Below are 16,454 nucleotides of genomic sequence, written 5' to 3' on the forward strand. Positions count from 1 at the left end.
GACGAGATCGGCATGGGCGACAACATCTGGCTCGGCGACCGCGACGCCGTCCGCACACCCATGCAGTGGACCCCCGACCGCAACGCCGGGTTCTCGTCCAGTGATCCCGGGCGGCTGTTCCTTCCCACGATCATGGACCCGGTCTACGGCTACCAGGTGACGAACGTCGAGGCGTCGATGTCCTCGCCGTCCTCGCTGCTGCACTGGACCCGCCGCATGATCGAGATCCGCAAGCAGAACCCCGCCTTCGGACTCGGCTCCTACACGGAACTCCAGTCGTCGAATCCGGCCGTGATCGCCTTCCTGCGTGAATACGAGGACGATCTCGTCCTCTGCGTGAACAACTTCTCCCGTTTCGCGCAGCCGACGGAACTGGATCTGCGGCGGTTCACCGGGCGGCATCCGGTCGAGCTGTTCGGCGGGGTGCGATTCCCGGCCATTGGTGAGTTGCCGTACCTGCTGACGTTGGGCGGACACGGCTTCTACTGGTTCCGGCTGCGCAAGGAAGCCGCCTGAGACCCCGGGCGGGGCGGTTTCCCCCGCCCCGCCCGGGGCACGCATCAGTAACCCCCCGACCAGCCCGGGGAAAGGACGCGACGCCATGTCGGAAGCCGTCACCCGCACCTTTACGACCTCTCCCGGTCTCCTTCCGTCGCTGGACCCACTGCTGCGGGAATGGCTGCCGCGGCAACGCTGGTTCGCGGGCAAGGGACGCCCGGTCACCGGGTTCTCCCTGGTGGCGGCCACCGAGCTGCTGCCGCCCGGCGGCAAGCTGGGCCTGTACCACCTGCTGGTGCGCGCCCATCAGCCACTCGCGCCCGTGCCGGGCGCCGCCGAGCAGCCCGCGGACTGCTACCAGCTCCTCATAGGCGAGCGCGAGGCGCTGCCGCCGCGGCTGGCGCCCGCGCTGATCGGACATGTGACCGAGGGCCCGCTCACCGGACGCACGGTGTACGACGCCCTGTACGACCCCCGCCCCACCGAGCTGCTCCTTGAGGCGCTGCGCACCGGGGCCCGGATCGGCGGGCTGCGGTTCGAACGGGACGGGAGCCAGGAGATCCGGTCCGGTCTGGTGCCGCGCCTGGTCACCTCCGAGCAGTCGAACTCGTCGGTCGTCTACGGCGATACGTTCATCCTGAAGCTGTTGCGCCGCGTCGTGCCCGGCGTCAATCCCGACCTGGAACTGCCGCTGGCGCTGGCCCGCGAGGGCTGTGACCGGGTGCCCGCGCCGACGGCGTGGATCCGGGCCGAGCTGGCCGGCGAGCCGTACGTGCTGGGAGTCCTCCAGCCGTTCGTGCAGGGCGCTACCGACGGCTGGGAGCTGGCGCTGCGCGAGCTGGCCAAGGGTGAGGACTTCGCCGCCGCGGCGCGGGCGCTCGGGCGCGCGACCGCCGAGGTGCACACGGCCCTGGCCCGGACGCTGCCGACGGCGACGCTGGGGCACGCGCAGGTGCAGCAGCTCGTCGACGGCATGGTCGAGCGGCTGGACGCGGCCGCGCAGGCGGTGCCCGCGCTCAGGCCGTACGCGCCCGGGCTGCGCTCCGCCTTCGAGGCGCTGGCCGACCTGGCCGCCGAGGGGTGCACCTGGACCGCTCAGCGCATCCACGGCGACCTGCACCTCGGGCAGTGCCTGCGCTCGCCCGCCGGGCAGTGGTGGCTGATCGACTTCGAGGGCGAGCCGTCCAAGCCGCTGGCCGAGCGGCGGATGCCGCAGCCGCCGGTGCGGGACGTCGCCGGGATGCTGCGCTCCTTCGACTACGCCGCCCACTCGGCCGACCCGCCGGTGCCGGGCTGGGAGGAGTCGTGCCGGGCCGCGTACTGCTCCGGGTACGCGCAGGTCAGCGGCGTCGATCCGCGGACCGATCCGGTGCTGCTGCGCGCGTACGAGACCGACAAGGCGATCTACGAGGTCGTCTACGAGGCCCGCCACCGCCCCGACTGGCTCCCGGTACCGCTGTCCGCGATACGCCGCCTCGCCACGGACGACGGCACCCCGTCCCCCACCACTTCCACACCCGCACCAGCTCCCGCACCCGCATTCCCACCCTCGCCTAGGAGGCCCCGCCCGTGACTCCCCGCACCACTCCCTCCAGCGGTTCGGATCCGAAGCTGACGGCCGAGACGCCGGCCGTGGAGACGACCGAGGAGAAGGCCGAGAAGACGAGCGTCGCGAAAAAGGCGAGCGCCGCGAAGAAGGCGACGACGAAGGCCGCCGAGAAGGCCGCGGAGGCCGTGAAGAAGGGGACGACGAAGAAGGCGGCGACGAAGACCGCCGCACAGAAGACGACCGCCGCCAAGAAGACGGCCGCCAAGAAGGCCCCTGCCAAAAAGACGGCCGCCAAGAAGACGGCCGCGAAGAAGACCACCGCCGAGAAGGCCACGGCGAAGAAGGCAGCCGCCAAGAAGGCCGTCGCGAAGGGCACGGCAGACAAGAGCACGGCGGCGAAGGGCGCCCCCGCGAGCAAGGCCGCCGCGAAGAAGATCCCCGCGCAGAAAGCCACCGCCAAGAAGATCCCGGCACAGAAGGCGCCCGCCCGGAAGCCGGCGGCGGACAAGGGCGCCGCCGAGCAGGTCGCCGCACCGCGCTCCGCCCCGCCGGCGAAGGCGCCCGTGGCCGTCTCCGCCGCCCTCGACGCCTACGACCGGGACCGTCTCCTCAGCGGCACGCACCACGACCCGCACTCCGTCCTCGGCGCGCATCCGGTGCCCGGCGGTGTCGCCTTCCGGGCCTTCCGGCCGTACGCCCTGGCGGTGACGGTCGTCGCCGGGACCCTGCGGGCGGAACTGCACGACGACGGGGACGGGTTCTTCTCGGGCCTGTTGCCGCTGCGGGACGTGCCGGAGGGCTATCGGCTCCTCGTGGCGTACGAGGGTTCGGTCCAGGACACCGAGGACGCGTACCGTTTCCTGCCCGCGCTGGGTGAACTCGACCTGCATCTGATCGGCGAGGGCCGGCACGAGCAGCTGTGGCGGGCGCTCGGCGCCGAGCCGATGACGCACCAGGGCGTGACCGGGACCCGCTTCACGGTGTGGGCGCCGAACGCGCGCGGCGTGTCCCTGGCCGGCACCTTCAACTACTGGGACGGCACGGGGTTCCCGATGCGCTCGCTGGGCGGCGCCGGCGTCTGGGAGCTGTTCGTGCCGGGCATCGGCGAGGGCGAGCTGTACAAGTTCGAGATCACCCGGCCGGACGGTTCGAAGACGCTGCGCGCCGACCCGCTGGCCCGCCGCACGCAGTCCCCGCCCGACACGTCGTCCATCGTGCACGCCTCGCACCACGAGTGGGGGGACGCCGAGTGGCTGGCGCGACGCGGGGAGATCCCGACGCACGAGGCGCCGTTCTCGGTCTACGAGGTGCACCTGCCGTCCTGGCGGCCGGGGCTGACGTACCGCCAACTCGCCGAGCAGTTGCCCGCGTACGTCAGGGACCTGGGCTTCACCCACGTCGAGCTGATGCCGGTCGCCGAGCACCCCTTCGGCGGCTCCTGGGGTTACCAGGTCACCGGCTTCTACGCGCCCACGGCCCGCCTCGGCACGCCCGACGACTTCAAGTACCTGGTCGACTCCCTCCACCAGGCCGGCATCGGCGTCCTGATGGACTGGGTGCCGGCGCACTTCCCGCGCGACGACTGGGCGCTGGCCGAGTTCGACGGGCGGCCGCTGTACGAGCACGAGGATCCGCTGCGGTCCGCGCACCCCGACTGGGGCACGCTGGAGTTCGACTTCGGCCGTCCCGAGGTGCGCAACTTCCTTGTCGCCAACGCCGTCTACTGGTGCGAGGAGTTCCACATCGACGGCCTGCGTGTGGACGCGGTCGCCTCCATGCTCTACCTGGACTACTCGCGCGAGCCGGGCCAATGGGTCCCCAACGAGCACGGCGGGCGGGAGAACCTGGACGCGGTGGCGTTCCTGCAGGAGATGAACGCGACGGTGTACCGGCGCGTGCCGGGGGTCGTGACGATCGCGGAGGAGTCCACGGCCTGGGACGGCGTGACACGGCCGACGCATGTGGCCGGCCCGGGCGGCTTCGGGGGCCTGGGCTTCGGGCTGAAGTGGAACATGGGCTGGATGCACGACTCGCTGGAGTACATGGCCAAGGAGCCGATCCATCGCAAGTACCACCACAACGAGATGACCTTCTCGATGGTGTACGCCTACAGCGAGAACTACGTGCTCCCGATCTCCCACGACGAGGTCGTGCACGGCAAGCGTTCCCTGGTGTCGAAGATGCCGGGCGACTGGTGGCAGCAGCGCGCCAACCACCGCGCGTACCTGGGCTTCATGTGGGCGCATCCGGGCAAGCAACTGCTGTTCATGGGCCAGGAGTTCGCGCAGGGCGCCGAGTGGTCGGAGGCGCACGGACCGGACTGGTGGCTGCTGGACCCGGCGTACGGAGCGGAGTCCGACCACCGGGGGGTGCGGGACCTGGTCCGCGACCTGAACACGGTCTACCGGCACACGCCTGCCCTCTGGCAGCGGGACACCGACGCGTCCGGTTTCCAGTGGGTGGTCGGGGACGCGGCCGACGACAACGTCTTCGCGTTCCTGCGCTTCGACGCCGAGGGCGCTCCGCTGCTGGCGGTGTCGAACCTGTCGCCGGTGGTGCGGCACGAGTACCGGCTCGGGGTGCCGGAGGACGTACCGGCGTGGCACGAGACGGTGAACACGGACGCGGCGAAGTACGGCGGCAGTAACGTCACCAACCCCGACCCGGTCAAGCCGGAGGGCCAGCCATGGCACGGCCGCCCGGCGAGCATCCGGCTGACGTTGCCGCCGCTGGCAACGGTGTGGCTGCGTCCGGCGTAGTGCGCCGCTCGAACGCCGGACGGGCTGACCTACCAGCCCGTCCGGCGTTTCTGGGGGCCGCGGGCCCCAGGCACGGTCAAGCCGACGCCGGCAGGCCCTCGGCCAGGCCCGGCGGCAGCGAACCGGTGTGCAGCACACCCAGCCTCTGCGTGGCCCGCGTCAGCGCCACGTACAGGTCGCTGGTGCCGTACAGCCCCGGCTCCACCACCAGCACCGAGTCGAATTCCAGCCCCTTCGACTGGCGGGGGTCGAGGAGGACGACGGACCGCGTCAGGTCGGGCTCGGCGCCCGCCGTCACCCCGTCCAGCCGTGCGGCCAGCCTGCGGTGCAGATGGCGCGGCGCGATGACCGCGAGGCGTCCCTCGGCAGGGGTCAGCTCCTCGACCGCCTCGGCGACGGCGCCGGGCAGGTCGTCGGTGGCCCGGATCCACGGCCGTACGCCCGTCGAGCGGACCGAGCTCGGCGGTTCGAAGCCGGGGTTCTCGGCGCGTACGACGGCCGCCGCCAGGTCCATGATCTCGGCCGGTGTGCGGTAGTTCACGCCGAGGCGGGTGTGCTCCCAGCGGTCCTCGACGTACGGCTCCAGGATCTTCGCCCACGAGCCGACGCCCGCCGCCTCCGCCGTCTGCGCCGGGTCGCCGACCAGCGTCATCGAGCGGGTCGGGCTGCGCCGCATCAGCAGCCGCCAGGCCATCGGTGACAGTTCCTGCGCCTCGTCGACGATGATGTGCCCGAACGCCCAGGTCCGGTCGGCCGCCGCGCGCTCGGCGGCGCTGCGGTGGTCGTCCTCCTCCTGCCGTTCGGCGAAGCGCTCGGCGTCGATGATGTCGTGCGCGCCGAGGACCTCGGAGTCCTCCTCGCCCTTGTCGTCGAACTCGTACGTCCGGGACGCGTACGACACGTCCAGCACGCCCTGCGCGTAGGCGACCTGCGTCTCCCGCTCGCGTTCGGCCCGCGCCCGCGCGGACCGGTCGTCCTCGCCGAGCAGTTCGGCGGCCTCGTCGAGCAGCGGCACGTCCGCCACGGTCCACGCCCGCGTGACCGGACGGTGGATGGCGGCCGCGTCCTCGTCCGGGAGGTGGGCCGCGGGGTCGGCGAGGAAGTCCGCGACCAGCCGCTGGGGCGTCAGGCGCGGCCACAACTGGTCGATCGCGGCCCAGACCTCCGGGTTCTCGGCGAGTTCGTCGCGGATCTGGGTGATGTCACTGGCGTCCAGCAGACTCGTGCCGTCGTAGGGGTCGGTGCCGACGCGTTCGGCGTACAGCTCGGTGAGCGTGTTGAGGATGTGGCCCTCGAAGTACTCGCGCGCGACGTTGTGCGGCAGCTTCGCGGCGCGCGTGCGCTCGCGGGCCACCCGTACCAGGTCGTCGTCGAGCATCAGGACCTCGCGGTCGTGCTCGATCGCGATCACCGGGTCGGGCAGCGCCTGCCGGTCCCGTACGACCTGGGCGAGGACGTCCGCCATGCCGGCGCGGCCCTTCACCGCGGCCGCCTCGCGGGTGTCGGTCGCCGTCGCCCGGACGCCGGGGAACAGCTCGCCGACCGTGGCCAGCAGCACGCCGGTCTCGCCCAGGGAGGGCAGCACCTCGCCGATGTAGCCGAGGAAGGCGGGGTTGGGGCCGACGATCAGGACCGCCCGCTTGGCGAGCAGTTCGCGGTGCTCGTACAGGAGGTAGGCGGCGCGGTGCAGGGCGACGGCCGTCTTGCCGGTGCCGGGGCCGCCCTCGACGACGAGGACCCCACGATGCGGCGCCCGGATGATCTCGTCCTGCTCGGCCTGGATGGTCTGCACGATGTCGCTCATCCGGCCGGTGCGCGCGGAGTTGAGCGCGGCGAGCAGGACGGCGTCGCCGGTCGGGTCCTCGTGGCCGGTCCGGGTCGCGTCGCCGAGGTCGAGGATCTCGTCGTGCAGGGCGGTGACCGTCCGGCCGCTGGTGGTGATGTGCCGCCTGCGCCTGATGCCCATCGGGGTGTGGCCGGTGGCCAGGTAGAAGGGGCGGGCGACGTCGGCCCGCCAGTCGATCAGGACGGGCGTGCGCTCGGCGTCGTCGGTGCGCAGGCCGATACGGCCGATGTGGTGGCGGACACCCGAGGACAGGTCGATCCGGCCGAAGCAGAGCGAACCGTCCACGGCGTTCAGCGCGGCGAGCAGCCCGGAGCGCTCGGCGACGAGGATGTCGCGCTCCAGCCGGGCCTGCATGGGCGTGTCGCCCTGGGCGAGCGCGTCCGTGACACCGGCCTCGGTGTCGCCGCGCAGGGCGTCCACGCGCGCGTACATGGCGTCGATGAATTCCTGCTCACCACGAATTTCATCGCTGTTTGACAATTCCACTCCCGCGCCGATATAGTGTGCTCACTGAACTTGATTGCGACTCAATGCCCATGAAGTCGCGAACCATTGAATATACGCAAGAAAATCCCCCGAGCGCAATTGCTCGGGGGATTTCTCGTTGCGGGACCGGGTTGCCAGCCATGGATTACAGCACGTCGGCGAGCTCCTCCAGGAGCCTGCGCTTGGGCCGTGCCCCCACCATCGACTTCACGGGCTCACCGCCCTGGAACACCATCAGCGTGGGCGTCGACAGCACGCCGTACGCGATGGTGGTGTTCGGGTTCCGGTCCACGTCCAGTTGGACGATCCGCAGCCGCTCCCCCTCCTCGGCGGCGATGCTGCCCAGCACCGGCGCGAGTTGCCGGCACGGCCCGCACCACTCGGCCGTGAACTGCACCAGGACCGGCAGTTCCGACCCGATCACCTCCGCCTCGAAGTCCGCGTCCGTCACCTCGGCCACGCCCGCCGCCTTGATCACAGCTCCTGCCCTCCCAGTTCACACAACGGTGGTTCGCCCTCGGCCATCGCCAGCCGCAGGCCGATCTTCGCCCGCACGGCCTGCAACTCCCCGATCAGCCCGTCGAGTTCGTCCAGCTTGCGCCGGTAGACGGCGAGCGACGCCGGGCAGGAGTCGCCCTCCGGGTGCCCGGCGCGCAGACACTCCACGAACGGCCGGGTCTCCTCCAGGTCGAACCCGAAGTCCTGGAGCGTCCGGATCTGGCGGAGCAGCTTCAGGTCGCTCTCGTCGTACGTCCGATACCCGTTGTCGTTGCGCCGCGCGGGCAGCAGCCCCCGCGACTCGTAGTACCGCAGCGTCCGCGTCGTGGTCCCGGCCCGTGCGGCCAGCTCGCCGATTCGCATGCGTACGAACGTAGTCCTTGACGCCGACGTCAAGGCAACAGCGGTGCGCGCTCCACCGGGGAGGCAAGGACGATCGACGTGGTGGTGCGAGCTGACGCGTCCGGGCACGGAGCGCTTGCCGACCTGCCTGCGGTGCGGCCTCCGGAACGCCGTCAGGCGCACGGCGGTTGCCGTGCGCCTGAGGCGGGGACCGGAGATCTCCTGTCCGGAAGCCGCCGACCGGGCGGCTGAGCGACGGGGGAGCAACTCAGCCGCCCGGAGCGTGAGGGCCGGGCGCCCGGCCCCGGTTCAGGCGGGGCCGGACACCCGGAGCGGGGACCGGGCCGGAAGGTCAGGCCTTGGCGAGTTCCTTCTCGCCGCCCTGTTCCGGCACCTCGGCGGGGGCGCCGTGGCCGTGGTCGTCCAGGAGGGTCTTCTCGTCGAACGGGAGCCGGCCGGCGAGCACCTGGTCGACCTTCTCCCTGTCGATCTCCTTCGTCCACGTGCCGATCAGGACCGTGGCCACGGCGTTACCCGCGAAGTTCGTCAGGGCGCGGGCCTCGCTCATGAAGCGGTCGATGCCGACGATGAGGCCGATGCCGTCCACCAGGGCGGGCTTGTGCGACTGGAGGCCGCCCGCGAGGGTGGCCAGGCCCGCGCCCGTCACACCGGCCGCGCCCTTCGAGGCGACCAGCAGGAACAGCAGCAGCGGGATCTGCTCGCCCACCGACATCGGCGTACCCATGGCGTCGGCGATGAACAGGGACGCCATGGTCATGTAGATCATGGTGCCGTCGAGGTTGAAGGAGTAGCCGGTCGGGACGGTGATGCCGACCACCGGCTTGCTGACGCCGAGGTGCTCCATCTTCGCGATGAGGCGCGGCAGCGCGGACTCGGAGGAGGAGGTCGACAGGATCAGCAGGAACTCACGGCCCAGGTACTTGAAGAACGTGAAGATGTTCAGGCCGGCGACGATCCGCAGCAGCGCGCCGAGCACGAGGAAGACGAAGAGGAAGCAGGTGACGTAGAAGCCGAGCATCAGCACGGCGAGGCTCTTGAGGGCGTCCACACCGGCGGAACCGGTGACGGCGGCGATGGCGCCGAAGGCACCGATCGGGGCGGCCCACATCACCATGGCGAGGATGCGGAAGACGAGGCGCTGGATGTGCTCCACACCGCGCAGGATCGGGTCACCGGCCGAGCCCATGGCCTGGAGCGCGAAGCCGGCGAGCAGGGCGATGAGCAGGGTCTGCAGGACCGATTCCGAGGTGAAGGCGGAGACGATCGTGGTCGGGATGATGCCGAGCAGGAACTCGGTCGTGTCCTTGGCCTCCGCGTCGACCTGCGCGTGACCGGCCTCCTTGACGGCGTCCGTCACGGCGAGCCCGGTGCCCGGCTCCAGGATGTTGCCGACGACGAGCCCGATACCGAGCGCGACCAGCGACATCACCAGGAAGTAGCCGAGCGCGATACCGCCGACGGCGCCGACCTTCGTGGCCTTGCGTACCGAGCCGATGCCCAGCACGATCGTGCAGAAGATGATCGGCGAGATCATCATCTTGATCAGGTTCACGAAGCCCGTTCCGATGGGCTTCAGCCCGACCGCGAAGTCGGGCGCGGCCAGACCCACGGCGATACCGAGGGCGACCGCGATGATCACCGCGATGTAGAGGTAGTGCGTGCGGTCCCGCTTCGCGACGGGTGCGGCAGGTGCCGTATCGGGGGAACTGGCGGCGGCCACGGCTGCCCTCCTTGACGTCTTCGTCGGCATCACCGGCGTGCGGCTCACGTCCGGGGTGGGGGTTCGCTGAGCGGGTGCCGCGCCCCGGGCGGGGACGACGCCCAGGGGACGGGGGTCGTATTCAGCGATGCGGTGACTATCTCCTGCCGTGTGAGGGCGGTCACCCTTCCGTTCATTTAGTTCACAATCGGCCAGGGAGGCAGACTGACGACATGCGCATCCCCGTCCCGAGACCCCGCAGCCTGGCCGGGCAGCTCTTTGCCATGCAGGCGGTGCTGATAGCGGTGCTCGTCGCCGGGTACGCGATGTTCACCTACGTCAGTGACCGCGGCCAGGCCGAGGACTCCGCGGGCCGGCAGGCCATGGCGGTGGCCCAGTCGATCGCCGACGCCCCGTCCGTGCGGGAGGCGATCCGTACGTCCGACCCGACGGCCGAGCTCCAGCCGTACGCGCTCCGCGTCCAGCGGGACGCCAAGGTCGACTTCGTCACGATCATGAACCCGGAGGGCATCCGCTGGACGCACCCCGACCCGAAGCAGATCGGCCAGCACTTCCGCGGGCACACGGAGCGCGCCCTGCGCGGGGAGCCCTTCACCGAGACGTACACCGGCACGCTCGGCCCGTCCGTCCGCGCGGTCGTGCCGGTCTACGACGGCGGGAGGGCCCCGAAGGACATCGTCGGGCTGGTCAGCGCGGGCATCCGGGTCGAGGAGATCAGCAAGCGGGTGCAGGACCAGCTGACGGCCCTGCTCGGGGTGGCGGCGGGCGCGCTGGCGCTGGGTGCGGTCGGCACGTACGTCATCAACGCCCGGCTGCGCCGGCACACCCACGGCATGAACGCGGCCGAGCTGAGCCGGATGCACGACTACCACCAGGCCGCGTTGCACGCGGTGCGTGAGGGGCTGCTGATGCTGGACGGGCAGTACCGGGTGGCGTTGATCAACGATGGCGGGCGCGAGCTTCTAGGGGTGCCCGGCGATGTGGTGGGGCGGTCGGTGGCGGAGCTCGGCCTGCCCGCGCCGCTGACGGGGGCCCTGCTGGCGTCCGAGCCCAGGGTCGACGAGGTGCATCTGGCGGCGGAACGGGTGCTGGTGGTGAACACCTCGCCGGTCTCGGGCGGGGAGCGGCGCGGCACGGTGGCGACACTGCGGGACGTGACCGAACTCCAGTCCCTGATGGGCGAGTTGGACTCGGAGCGGGGTTTCACCCAGGCGCTGCGGTCCCAGGCGCACGAGGCGGCGAACCGCCTGCACACGGTGGTCTCGCTGATCGAGCTCGACCGGGCCGAGGAGGCGGTGGAGTTCGCGACAGCCGAGCTGGAGCTGGCGCAGGCCCTGATGGACCAGGTCGTCGCGGCGGTCAGCGAGCCGGTGCTGGCGGCGCTGCTGCTGGGGAAGACGGCCCAGGCCAATGAGCGGGGTGTGGAGCTCGTCGTGTCGGAGGACAGCCGGCTGGACGACCGACTGCTCCCGCCGTCGCTGCCGGCCCGTGACCTGGTGACGATCCTCGGCAACCTGATCGACAACGCGGTGGACGCGGCGCAGGGGAGCGTGCGGGCGAGGGTGACGGTGACGGTGTACACGGAGGGTGCGGAGCTGGTGCTGCGGGTCTCGGACACGGGGGCCGGCGTGGATCCCGCTCACGCGGACGCGGTCTTCGAGCGCGGCTTCACCACGAAGCCGGCGGGCCCGGGCGGACGCGGGCTGGGCCTGGCACTGGTACGGCAGGCGGTGCACCGGCACGACGGGGCCCTGTCGGTGGCGCGGGCCGCCGGCGGCGGGGCGGAGTTCGAGGCGCGGTTGCCGCTGGGCGAGGGGGGCGGAGGCGACGGTGCCGAGGGCGGGGGCACGGAGGGGTACGACGCGGTGGGCGAGGGGCGTGGGCGGGACGGCGCGGTGAGTGAGGGCGCTGTGCATGAGGGCGCTGTGAGGGACGGCGCTGATGGGGACGGCCCTGTGAGGGACGGCGCCCTCCGTGAGAGCCCTGATGGGGACGGCACGGTGAGCGAGGGGCCTGTACGCGACGGCACGGTGCACGACGGCGCCGAGCGGTGCGGGCCGGCGGGCGAGAGCCCTGCGAGCGACGACACACTGCGGGACGGCGCAATGAGGGACGGCGCCCTCCGCGACGGCCCTGATGGGGACGGCACAGTGAGCGAGGGGCCCGCACGCGACCGCACGCTGCACGACGGCGCCGAGCAGCGCGGCCCAGCGGGCGAGAGCCCTGCGAGCGACGACACACGGCGGGACAGCGCAGTGAGGGACGGCGCCCTCCGTGAGTGCCCTGATGGGGACGGTGCTGTTGGCGAGGGCCCTGTGCGTGAAGGGCCGTCGGCTGGGGAGGGTGCCGCGTGCTCGCCGGCAGGCGGGCCCTTGCCTGAAGGCGAGCCGTTGTCCGAGGGCAAGGGTTCGCGACGGACCGGGTCCTCGGGGGGTTCCGAGGGTGCGGTGGTTTCGAGAGGTGACGTATGACGGCGGCCGAGCAGGCGATTCGTGTCCTGGTCGTGGAGGACGACCCGGTCGCGGCCGACGCGCACGTGATGTACGTGGGACGGGTGCCCGGGTTCGTCGCGGTCGGCAAGGCGCACACGGGCGCGGAGGCGCGGCGCGCGCTGGAGCGGACGCCGGTGGATCTGCTGCTGCTCGATCTGCATCTGCCCGACGTGCACGGCCTCCAGCTCGCGCGGTCGTTGCGGGCGGCCGGGCATCACGCGGACGTGATAGCGGTGACGTCGGCGCGGGACCTGGCCGTGGTGCGGGAGGGCGTGTCGCTGGGGGTCGTGCAGTACGTGCTGAAGCCGTTCACCTTCGCGACGCTCCGCGACCGGCTGGTGCGGTACGCCGAGTTCCACGCGGCGGTGGGAGAGGCGAGCGGGCAGGACGAGGTGGACCGGGCGCTCGCCGCGTTGCGCGCGCCGGGACCCGCGGCGCTGCCGAAAGGGCTCAGCGCACCGACGCTGGAGCGGGTGACCGGGGCCGTGCGGGAGGCCGAGGAGGGGCTCACGGCGGCCGGGGTCGCCGAGGCGGTGGGGATTTCCCGGATCACGGCTCGGCGCTATCTGGAGCACCTGGTGGAGGCGGGGCGGGCTGAGCGCAAGCCGGTCTACGGGCAGGTGGGCAGGCCGGAGCTGGTGTACCGGTGGGTTCCGGGAGCGGGGGCGGGCCGGTAGCAAGGCCGGTGGCCGCGGGCCACCTCGGCCTGACGGGGCGTACCTTCAACCGCCGAAGCCCGCTCCCGCGCGGGCGCATTGACCTGACCGGCCCAATCCTCCGCAGACGCATTGACCTGACTAGACCACTCAACCTACGTTCACCAGGCAGCCGTCCCCGCGCCACGACGAAGTGCGCCCGCAGGAGGTCATGCCCGTGCGCCCCACCGCATCCCGGCTCCACCCGACCGTTCTTCTCGCCGCCCTCACCGCCCTCACCGCCGCAGGCACCCTCACCGCCTGCGGCAGCGGCTCCGGCAGCGACCCGGACACCGTCAAGGTCTCCTTCAAGCAGTCCACGGACAACTCCATCAAGGTGATGGACACCTACCTCGCGGACATCAAGAGGCAGTTCGAGAAGGCGAACCCCGGCAAGAAGGTCGAGTTCGTCCCCATCAAGGCCCCGGACTCGGAGTACTACACCAAGCTCCAGCAGATGCTCCGCTCCCCCAAGACCGCCCCCGACATCGTCTACGAGGACACCTTCCTCATCAACTCGGACATCACCAGCGGGTACTTGAAGCCCCTCGACCCGTATCTCGCCGAGTGGAAGGACTGGGGGCGGTTCATCGACACGGCGAAGACCGCGGCCAAGGGCGAGGACGGCAAGACGTACGGCGTCCCGGACGGCACCGACACGCGCGGCCTGTGGTTCAACAAGGGCATCCTCAAGAAAGCGGGCCTCCCGGCCGACTGGCAGCCGAAGACCTGGGAGGACGTCCTCGACGCCGCCCGCGCCGTCAAGGAGAAGGTCCCCGGCGTCATCCCCCTGAACGTCTACACGGGCAAGCCCGTCGGCGAGGCCGCCACCATGCAGACCTTCGAGATGCTGCTGTACGGCACGAACGACGGCACCTCCGACCCCCTGTACGACAAGAGCAGCAAGAAGTGGATCGCCGGCGGTCAGGGCTTCAAGGACGCCCTGACCTTCGTGGAGACCGTCTACCAGGAGAAACTCGGCCCGGACGTCTCCGACGCCCTCGACCCCAACGTCATGACCCGCGTCCGCGGCGAGTGGCTGCCGCAGGGCAAGCTCGCCATCGCCCTCGACGGCTCCTGGCTCCCGCAGGACTGGCTGCCGGGCAGCGGCCACGCGTGGCCCGAGTGGTCGAAGGAGCTGGGCCTCGCCGCCATGCCCACCCAGAACGGCCAGGCCCCCGGCAAGGTGAGCATGTCCGGCGGCTGGACCTGGTCGATCCCGGCCAAGGCGGCCAACCCCGACCTGGCCTTCGAGTTCATCAAGACGATGCAGACGAAGGCGAACGCCCAGAAGTGGTACATCGCCAACTCCGGCATCGCGGTCCGCGAGGACGTGGCCGCCGACCCCGCGTACATCGAGGCCCAGCCCGGCATCAGGTTCTTCACGGACCTCGTCGCGAGCACCCACTACCGCCCCGCCTACCCGGCGTACCCGAAGGTCTCCACCGCGATCCAGGAGGCGATGGAGGGCGTGACGACGGGTGACATGTCGGTCGAGGAGGCCGCCAAGGGCTACGACGAGGAGCTGAGAACGGCGACGGACGACCAGGTGATCGAGAAGTGAGCCGGGAAGCGCATCGCCAGACACATCGAGAAGCGCGTCGAGAAGCGACGAGCGCGGTGAACGGCGGCGAGGACCGCCCATGACCGCCGAAGCACCGCACGCGGCGGACCCGGCACCTGTCGAATCCCCCTCGGGACCGCCCACTTCGCGCCCCGCACCCCGCCCGCGCACCCCCCTGCACCGCACCCTCGTCCGGGCCCTCCCCGTCTCCCCCGCCCTGGTCCTGCTGCTCCTCTTCCTCGCCGGTCCGATCGCGTACTGCGCCTCCATCGCCTTCACCGACCTCCAATTGACCGGACAGGCCGAGGAGTCGTTCGTCGGCTTCGACAACTTCCGTACGGCCTTCGCCGACGAGGCGTTCCGCAACGCGGTCTGGCTCACCCTCGTCTTCACCGTCATCTCGGCCCTGGTCGGCCAGAACACCCTGGGCCTGGCCCTGGCCGCGATGATGCAGCGCGCGTCGAGGACCGTACGCACGCTGGTGGGCGGCATCGTCATCACGGCGTGGGTCCTGCCGGAGGTCGTCGCCGGCTTCCTCCTCTACGCCTTCTTCCGCCGCGAGGGCACCCTGAACGCCCTCCTGGACTGGCTGCACCTGCCCACCCAGAACTGGCTGTTCACCCTCCCGATCCTGGCGGTGTCCTTCGCGAACGTGTGGCGGGGCACGGCGTTCTCGATGCTGGTCTACTCGGCGGCCCTGAACGAGATCCCGAAGGAGATCACGGAGGCGGCCCAGGTCGACGGCGCGGGCGGCTGGCGCCGTATGTGGCACATCACGCTCCCGATGATCCGCCGTTCCATCGGCACCAACCTCATGCTGATCACCCTCCAGACCCTGTCCGTCTTCGGCCTGATCTGGGTGATGACGCGAGGCGGCCCGGGCGGCCGGAGCCAGACGCTGCCACTGTTCATGTACGAGGAGGCGTTCCAGAAGAGCATGATCGGCTACGGCACGGCGGTCGCCCTGCTGCTCCTGGTGGTGGGCTCGCTGTTCTCGGTGGTGTACCTACGGCTCCTGCGAACGGAGGTCTGACGCCATGCCCCGGACGCTCTCGTCCCGCAGGACCACGCACCGCCTGGCCGCGGACGCGGGTCTGCTGGCGGTGGCCGCCGCGTTCGTGCTGCCGCTGGCGTGGGTGATCCTGTCCTCGCTGGACACGAACGCGAACCTCCAGGTGAAGCTCCCCGAGGGCGTGACCCTGGACAACTTCGACGCGGTCCTGACCCCGGAGATCACCTTCACGCCGCTGCTCAACAGCCTCCTGCTGTGCGGCGGCGGGACGGCTCTGACGGTGGTGTGCGCGGCGCTGGCCGCGTATCCGCTGTCGCGGTTCCGGTCGCGCTTCAACCGCCCGTTCCTCCTCACGATCCTCTTCGCGACGTGCCTGCCGATCACGGCGATCATGGTGCCGGTGTACGCGCTGTTCGTGCGGGTGAACCTGATCGACACCATGCAGGGCACGATCTTCTTCTTCGCCGCCTCCCAACTGCCGTTCGCGATCTGGCTGATGAAGAACTTCATGGACGGGGTGCCGAAGGAGCTGGAGGAGGCGGCCTGGACGGACGGGGCGTCGTCGCTCCAGTCACTGGCGCGGATCGTGCTGCCGCTGATGGGGCCGGGGGTGGCGGTGGTGACGGTGTTCTCGTTCGTCATGATGTGGGGGAACTTCTTCGTCCCGTTCATGCTGCTGCTGACACCGGATCAGATGCCGGCGGCCGTGAGCATCAACGAGTTCTTCGGGAACCGGGGGACGGTGGTGTACGGGCAGCTGGCGGCGTTCTCGATCATCTACTCGACGCCGGTGATCCTGCTGTACGTGCTGGTGGCTCGGCGGCTGGGCGGGGGGTTCGCGTTGGGCGGGGCGGTCAAGGGGTGAGGGTCTCGTCCGCCGCGGTGCCGGCTCCGGCGGCCGCATCCGCTCCGGCGAGGGCGGAACGTCGGGATCGAGCCGCACCCCGCCCGCCCGCACAGGGCCGGTCGGCG

General features: G+C 71.1%; 11 protein-coding genes and 1 pseudogene. 8 read left to right on the plus strand and 4 right to left on the minus strand.

The annotated features are described in order from the left end of the window. The 3 genes from ABZ078_RS32175 to glgB all read left to right on the plus strand — a co-directional run. Nucleotides 1-516: alpha-glucosidase C-terminal domain-containing protein (locus ABZ078_RS32175; RefSeq protein ID WP_356581133.1), on the plus strand; the 516-nt coding region annotated here is incomplete at its 5' end. A gap of 85 nt (nucleotides 517-601) precedes the next feature. Further along, complete coding sequence (locus ABZ078_RS32180; RefSeq protein WP_356581135.1) at nucleotides 602-2,071, plus strand: maltokinase; 1,470 nt, start codon at nucleotides 602-604, stop codon at nucleotides 2,069-2,071. Then, nucleotides 2,068-4,806: a 1,4-alpha-glucan branching enzyme gene (gene glgB / locus ABZ078_RS32185; protein ID WP_356581137.1), complete on the plus strand. Its 2,739-nt coding sequence runs from the start codon at nucleotides 2,068-2,070 to the stop codon at nucleotides 4,804-4,806. The genes ABZ078_RS32180 and glgB overlap by 4 nt, the downstream gene beginning before the upstream one ends. 76 nt (nucleotides 4,807-4,882) lie before the next feature. Here the strand turns inward: glgB and ABZ078_RS32190 are convergent, their stop codons facing one another. From ABZ078_RS32190 to ABZ078_RS32205, 4 genes are all read right to left on the minus strand, one after another. After that, nucleotides 4,883-7,114, minus strand: coding sequence for a UvrD-helicase domain-containing protein (locus ABZ078_RS32190; protein WP_356581227.1), 2,232 nt, complete (start codon nucleotides 7,112-7,114; stop codon nucleotides 4,883-4,885). A 169-nt stretch (nucleotides 7,115-7,283) separates the two neighbouring features. Beyond that, nucleotides 7,284-7,616, minus strand: a complete 333-nt coding sequence (trxA, locus tag ABZ078_RS32195) for a thioredoxin (RefSeq protein ID WP_356581139.1) — start codon at nucleotides 7,614-7,616, stop codon at nucleotides 7,284-7,286. Then, entirely contained in the window at nucleotides 7,613-7,999 is a 387-nt protein-coding gene (locus tag ABZ078_RS32200) for a MerR family transcriptional regulator (protein WP_356581141.1), read from the minus strand. The genes trxA and ABZ078_RS32200 overlap by 4 nt, the downstream gene beginning before the upstream one ends. 331 nt (nucleotides 8,000-8,330) lie before the next feature. After that, nucleotides 8,331-9,749 carry a cation:dicarboxylase symporter family transporter gene (locus ABZ078_RS32205; RefSeq protein WP_356581229.1) on the minus strand — a complete coding sequence of 473 codons (1,419 nt, stop codon included), beginning with the start codon at nucleotides 9,747-9,749 and terminating at the stop codon, nucleotides 8,331-8,333. Between the two features lie 182 nt (nucleotides 9,750-9,931). On the opposite strand from ABZ078_RS32205, the pseudogene ABZ078_RS32210 reads away from it, so the two are divergent. From ABZ078_RS32210 to ABZ078_RS32230, 5 genes and pseudogenes are all read left to right on the plus strand, one after another. Further along, nucleotides 9,932-11,536, plus strand: a pseudogene (locus tag ABZ078_RS32210) (sensor histidine kinase); the annotation flags it as partial. Between the two features lie 650 nt (nucleotides 11,537-12,186). Then, nucleotides 12,187-12,888, plus strand: a complete 702-nt coding sequence (locus ABZ078_RS32215) for a response regulator (RefSeq protein WP_356581143.1) — start codon at nucleotides 12,187-12,189, stop codon at nucleotides 12,886-12,888. 190 nt (nucleotides 12,889-13,078) lie between these two features. Then, nucleotides 13,079-14,470, plus strand: coding sequence for an extracellular solute-binding protein (locus ABZ078_RS32220; protein ID WP_356581145.1), 1,392 nt, complete (start codon nucleotides 13,079-13,081; stop codon nucleotides 14,468-14,470). A 79-nt stretch (nucleotides 14,471-14,549) separates the two neighbouring features. Continuing rightward, the gene (locus ABZ078_RS32225; RefSeq protein ID WP_356581147.1) at nucleotides 14,550-15,503 is read left to right on the plus strand and encodes a sugar ABC transporter permease; all 954 of its coding nucleotides are present in this window, start codon (nucleotides 14,550-14,552) and stop codon (nucleotides 15,501-15,503) included. Between the two features lie 4 nt (nucleotides 15,504-15,507). Beyond that, entirely contained in the window at nucleotides 15,508-16,347 is an 840-nt protein-coding gene (locus ABZ078_RS32230; protein ID WP_356581149.1) for a carbohydrate ABC transporter permease, read from the plus strand. The last annotated feature ends 107 nt before the right edge of the window (nucleotides 16,348-16,454 follow it).

Source organism: Streptomyces sp. NPDC006385, from assembly GCF_040612485.1.
Lineage (GTDB): Bacteria > Actinomycetota > Actinomycetes > Streptomycetales > Streptomycetaceae > Streptomyces.

Bases quoted from the DNA above. Each gene is read 5' to 3' on its own strand.
- ABZ078_RS32180 (WP_356581135.1), top strand. From the start codon at position 602: ATGTCGGAAGCCGTCACCCGCACCTTTACGACCTCTCCCGGTCTCCTT.
- ABZ078_RS32200 (WP_356581141.1), bottom strand. From the start codon at position 7,999: ATGCGAATCGGCGAGCTGGCCGCACGGGCCGGGACCACGACGCGGACG.
- ABZ078_RS32205 (WP_356581229.1), bottom strand. From the start codon at position 9,749: ATGCCGACGAAGACGTCAAGGAGGGCAGCCGTGGCCGCCGCCAGTTCC.
- ABZ078_RS32215 (WP_356581143.1), top strand. From the start codon at position 12,187: ATGACGGCGGCCGAGCAGGCGATTCGTGTCCTGGTCGTGGAGGACGAC.
- ABZ078_RS32220 (WP_356581145.1), top strand. From the start codon at position 13,079: ATGCCCGTGCGCCCCACCGCATCCCGGCTCCACCCGACCGTTCTTCTC.
- ABZ078_RS32225 (WP_356581147.1), top strand. From the start codon at position 14,550: ATGACCGCCGAAGCACCGCACGCGGCGGACCCGGCACCTGTCGAATCC.
- ABZ078_RS32230 (WP_356581149.1), top strand. From the start codon at position 15,508: ATGCCCCGGACGCTCTCGTCCCGCAGGACCACGCACCGCCTGGCCGCG.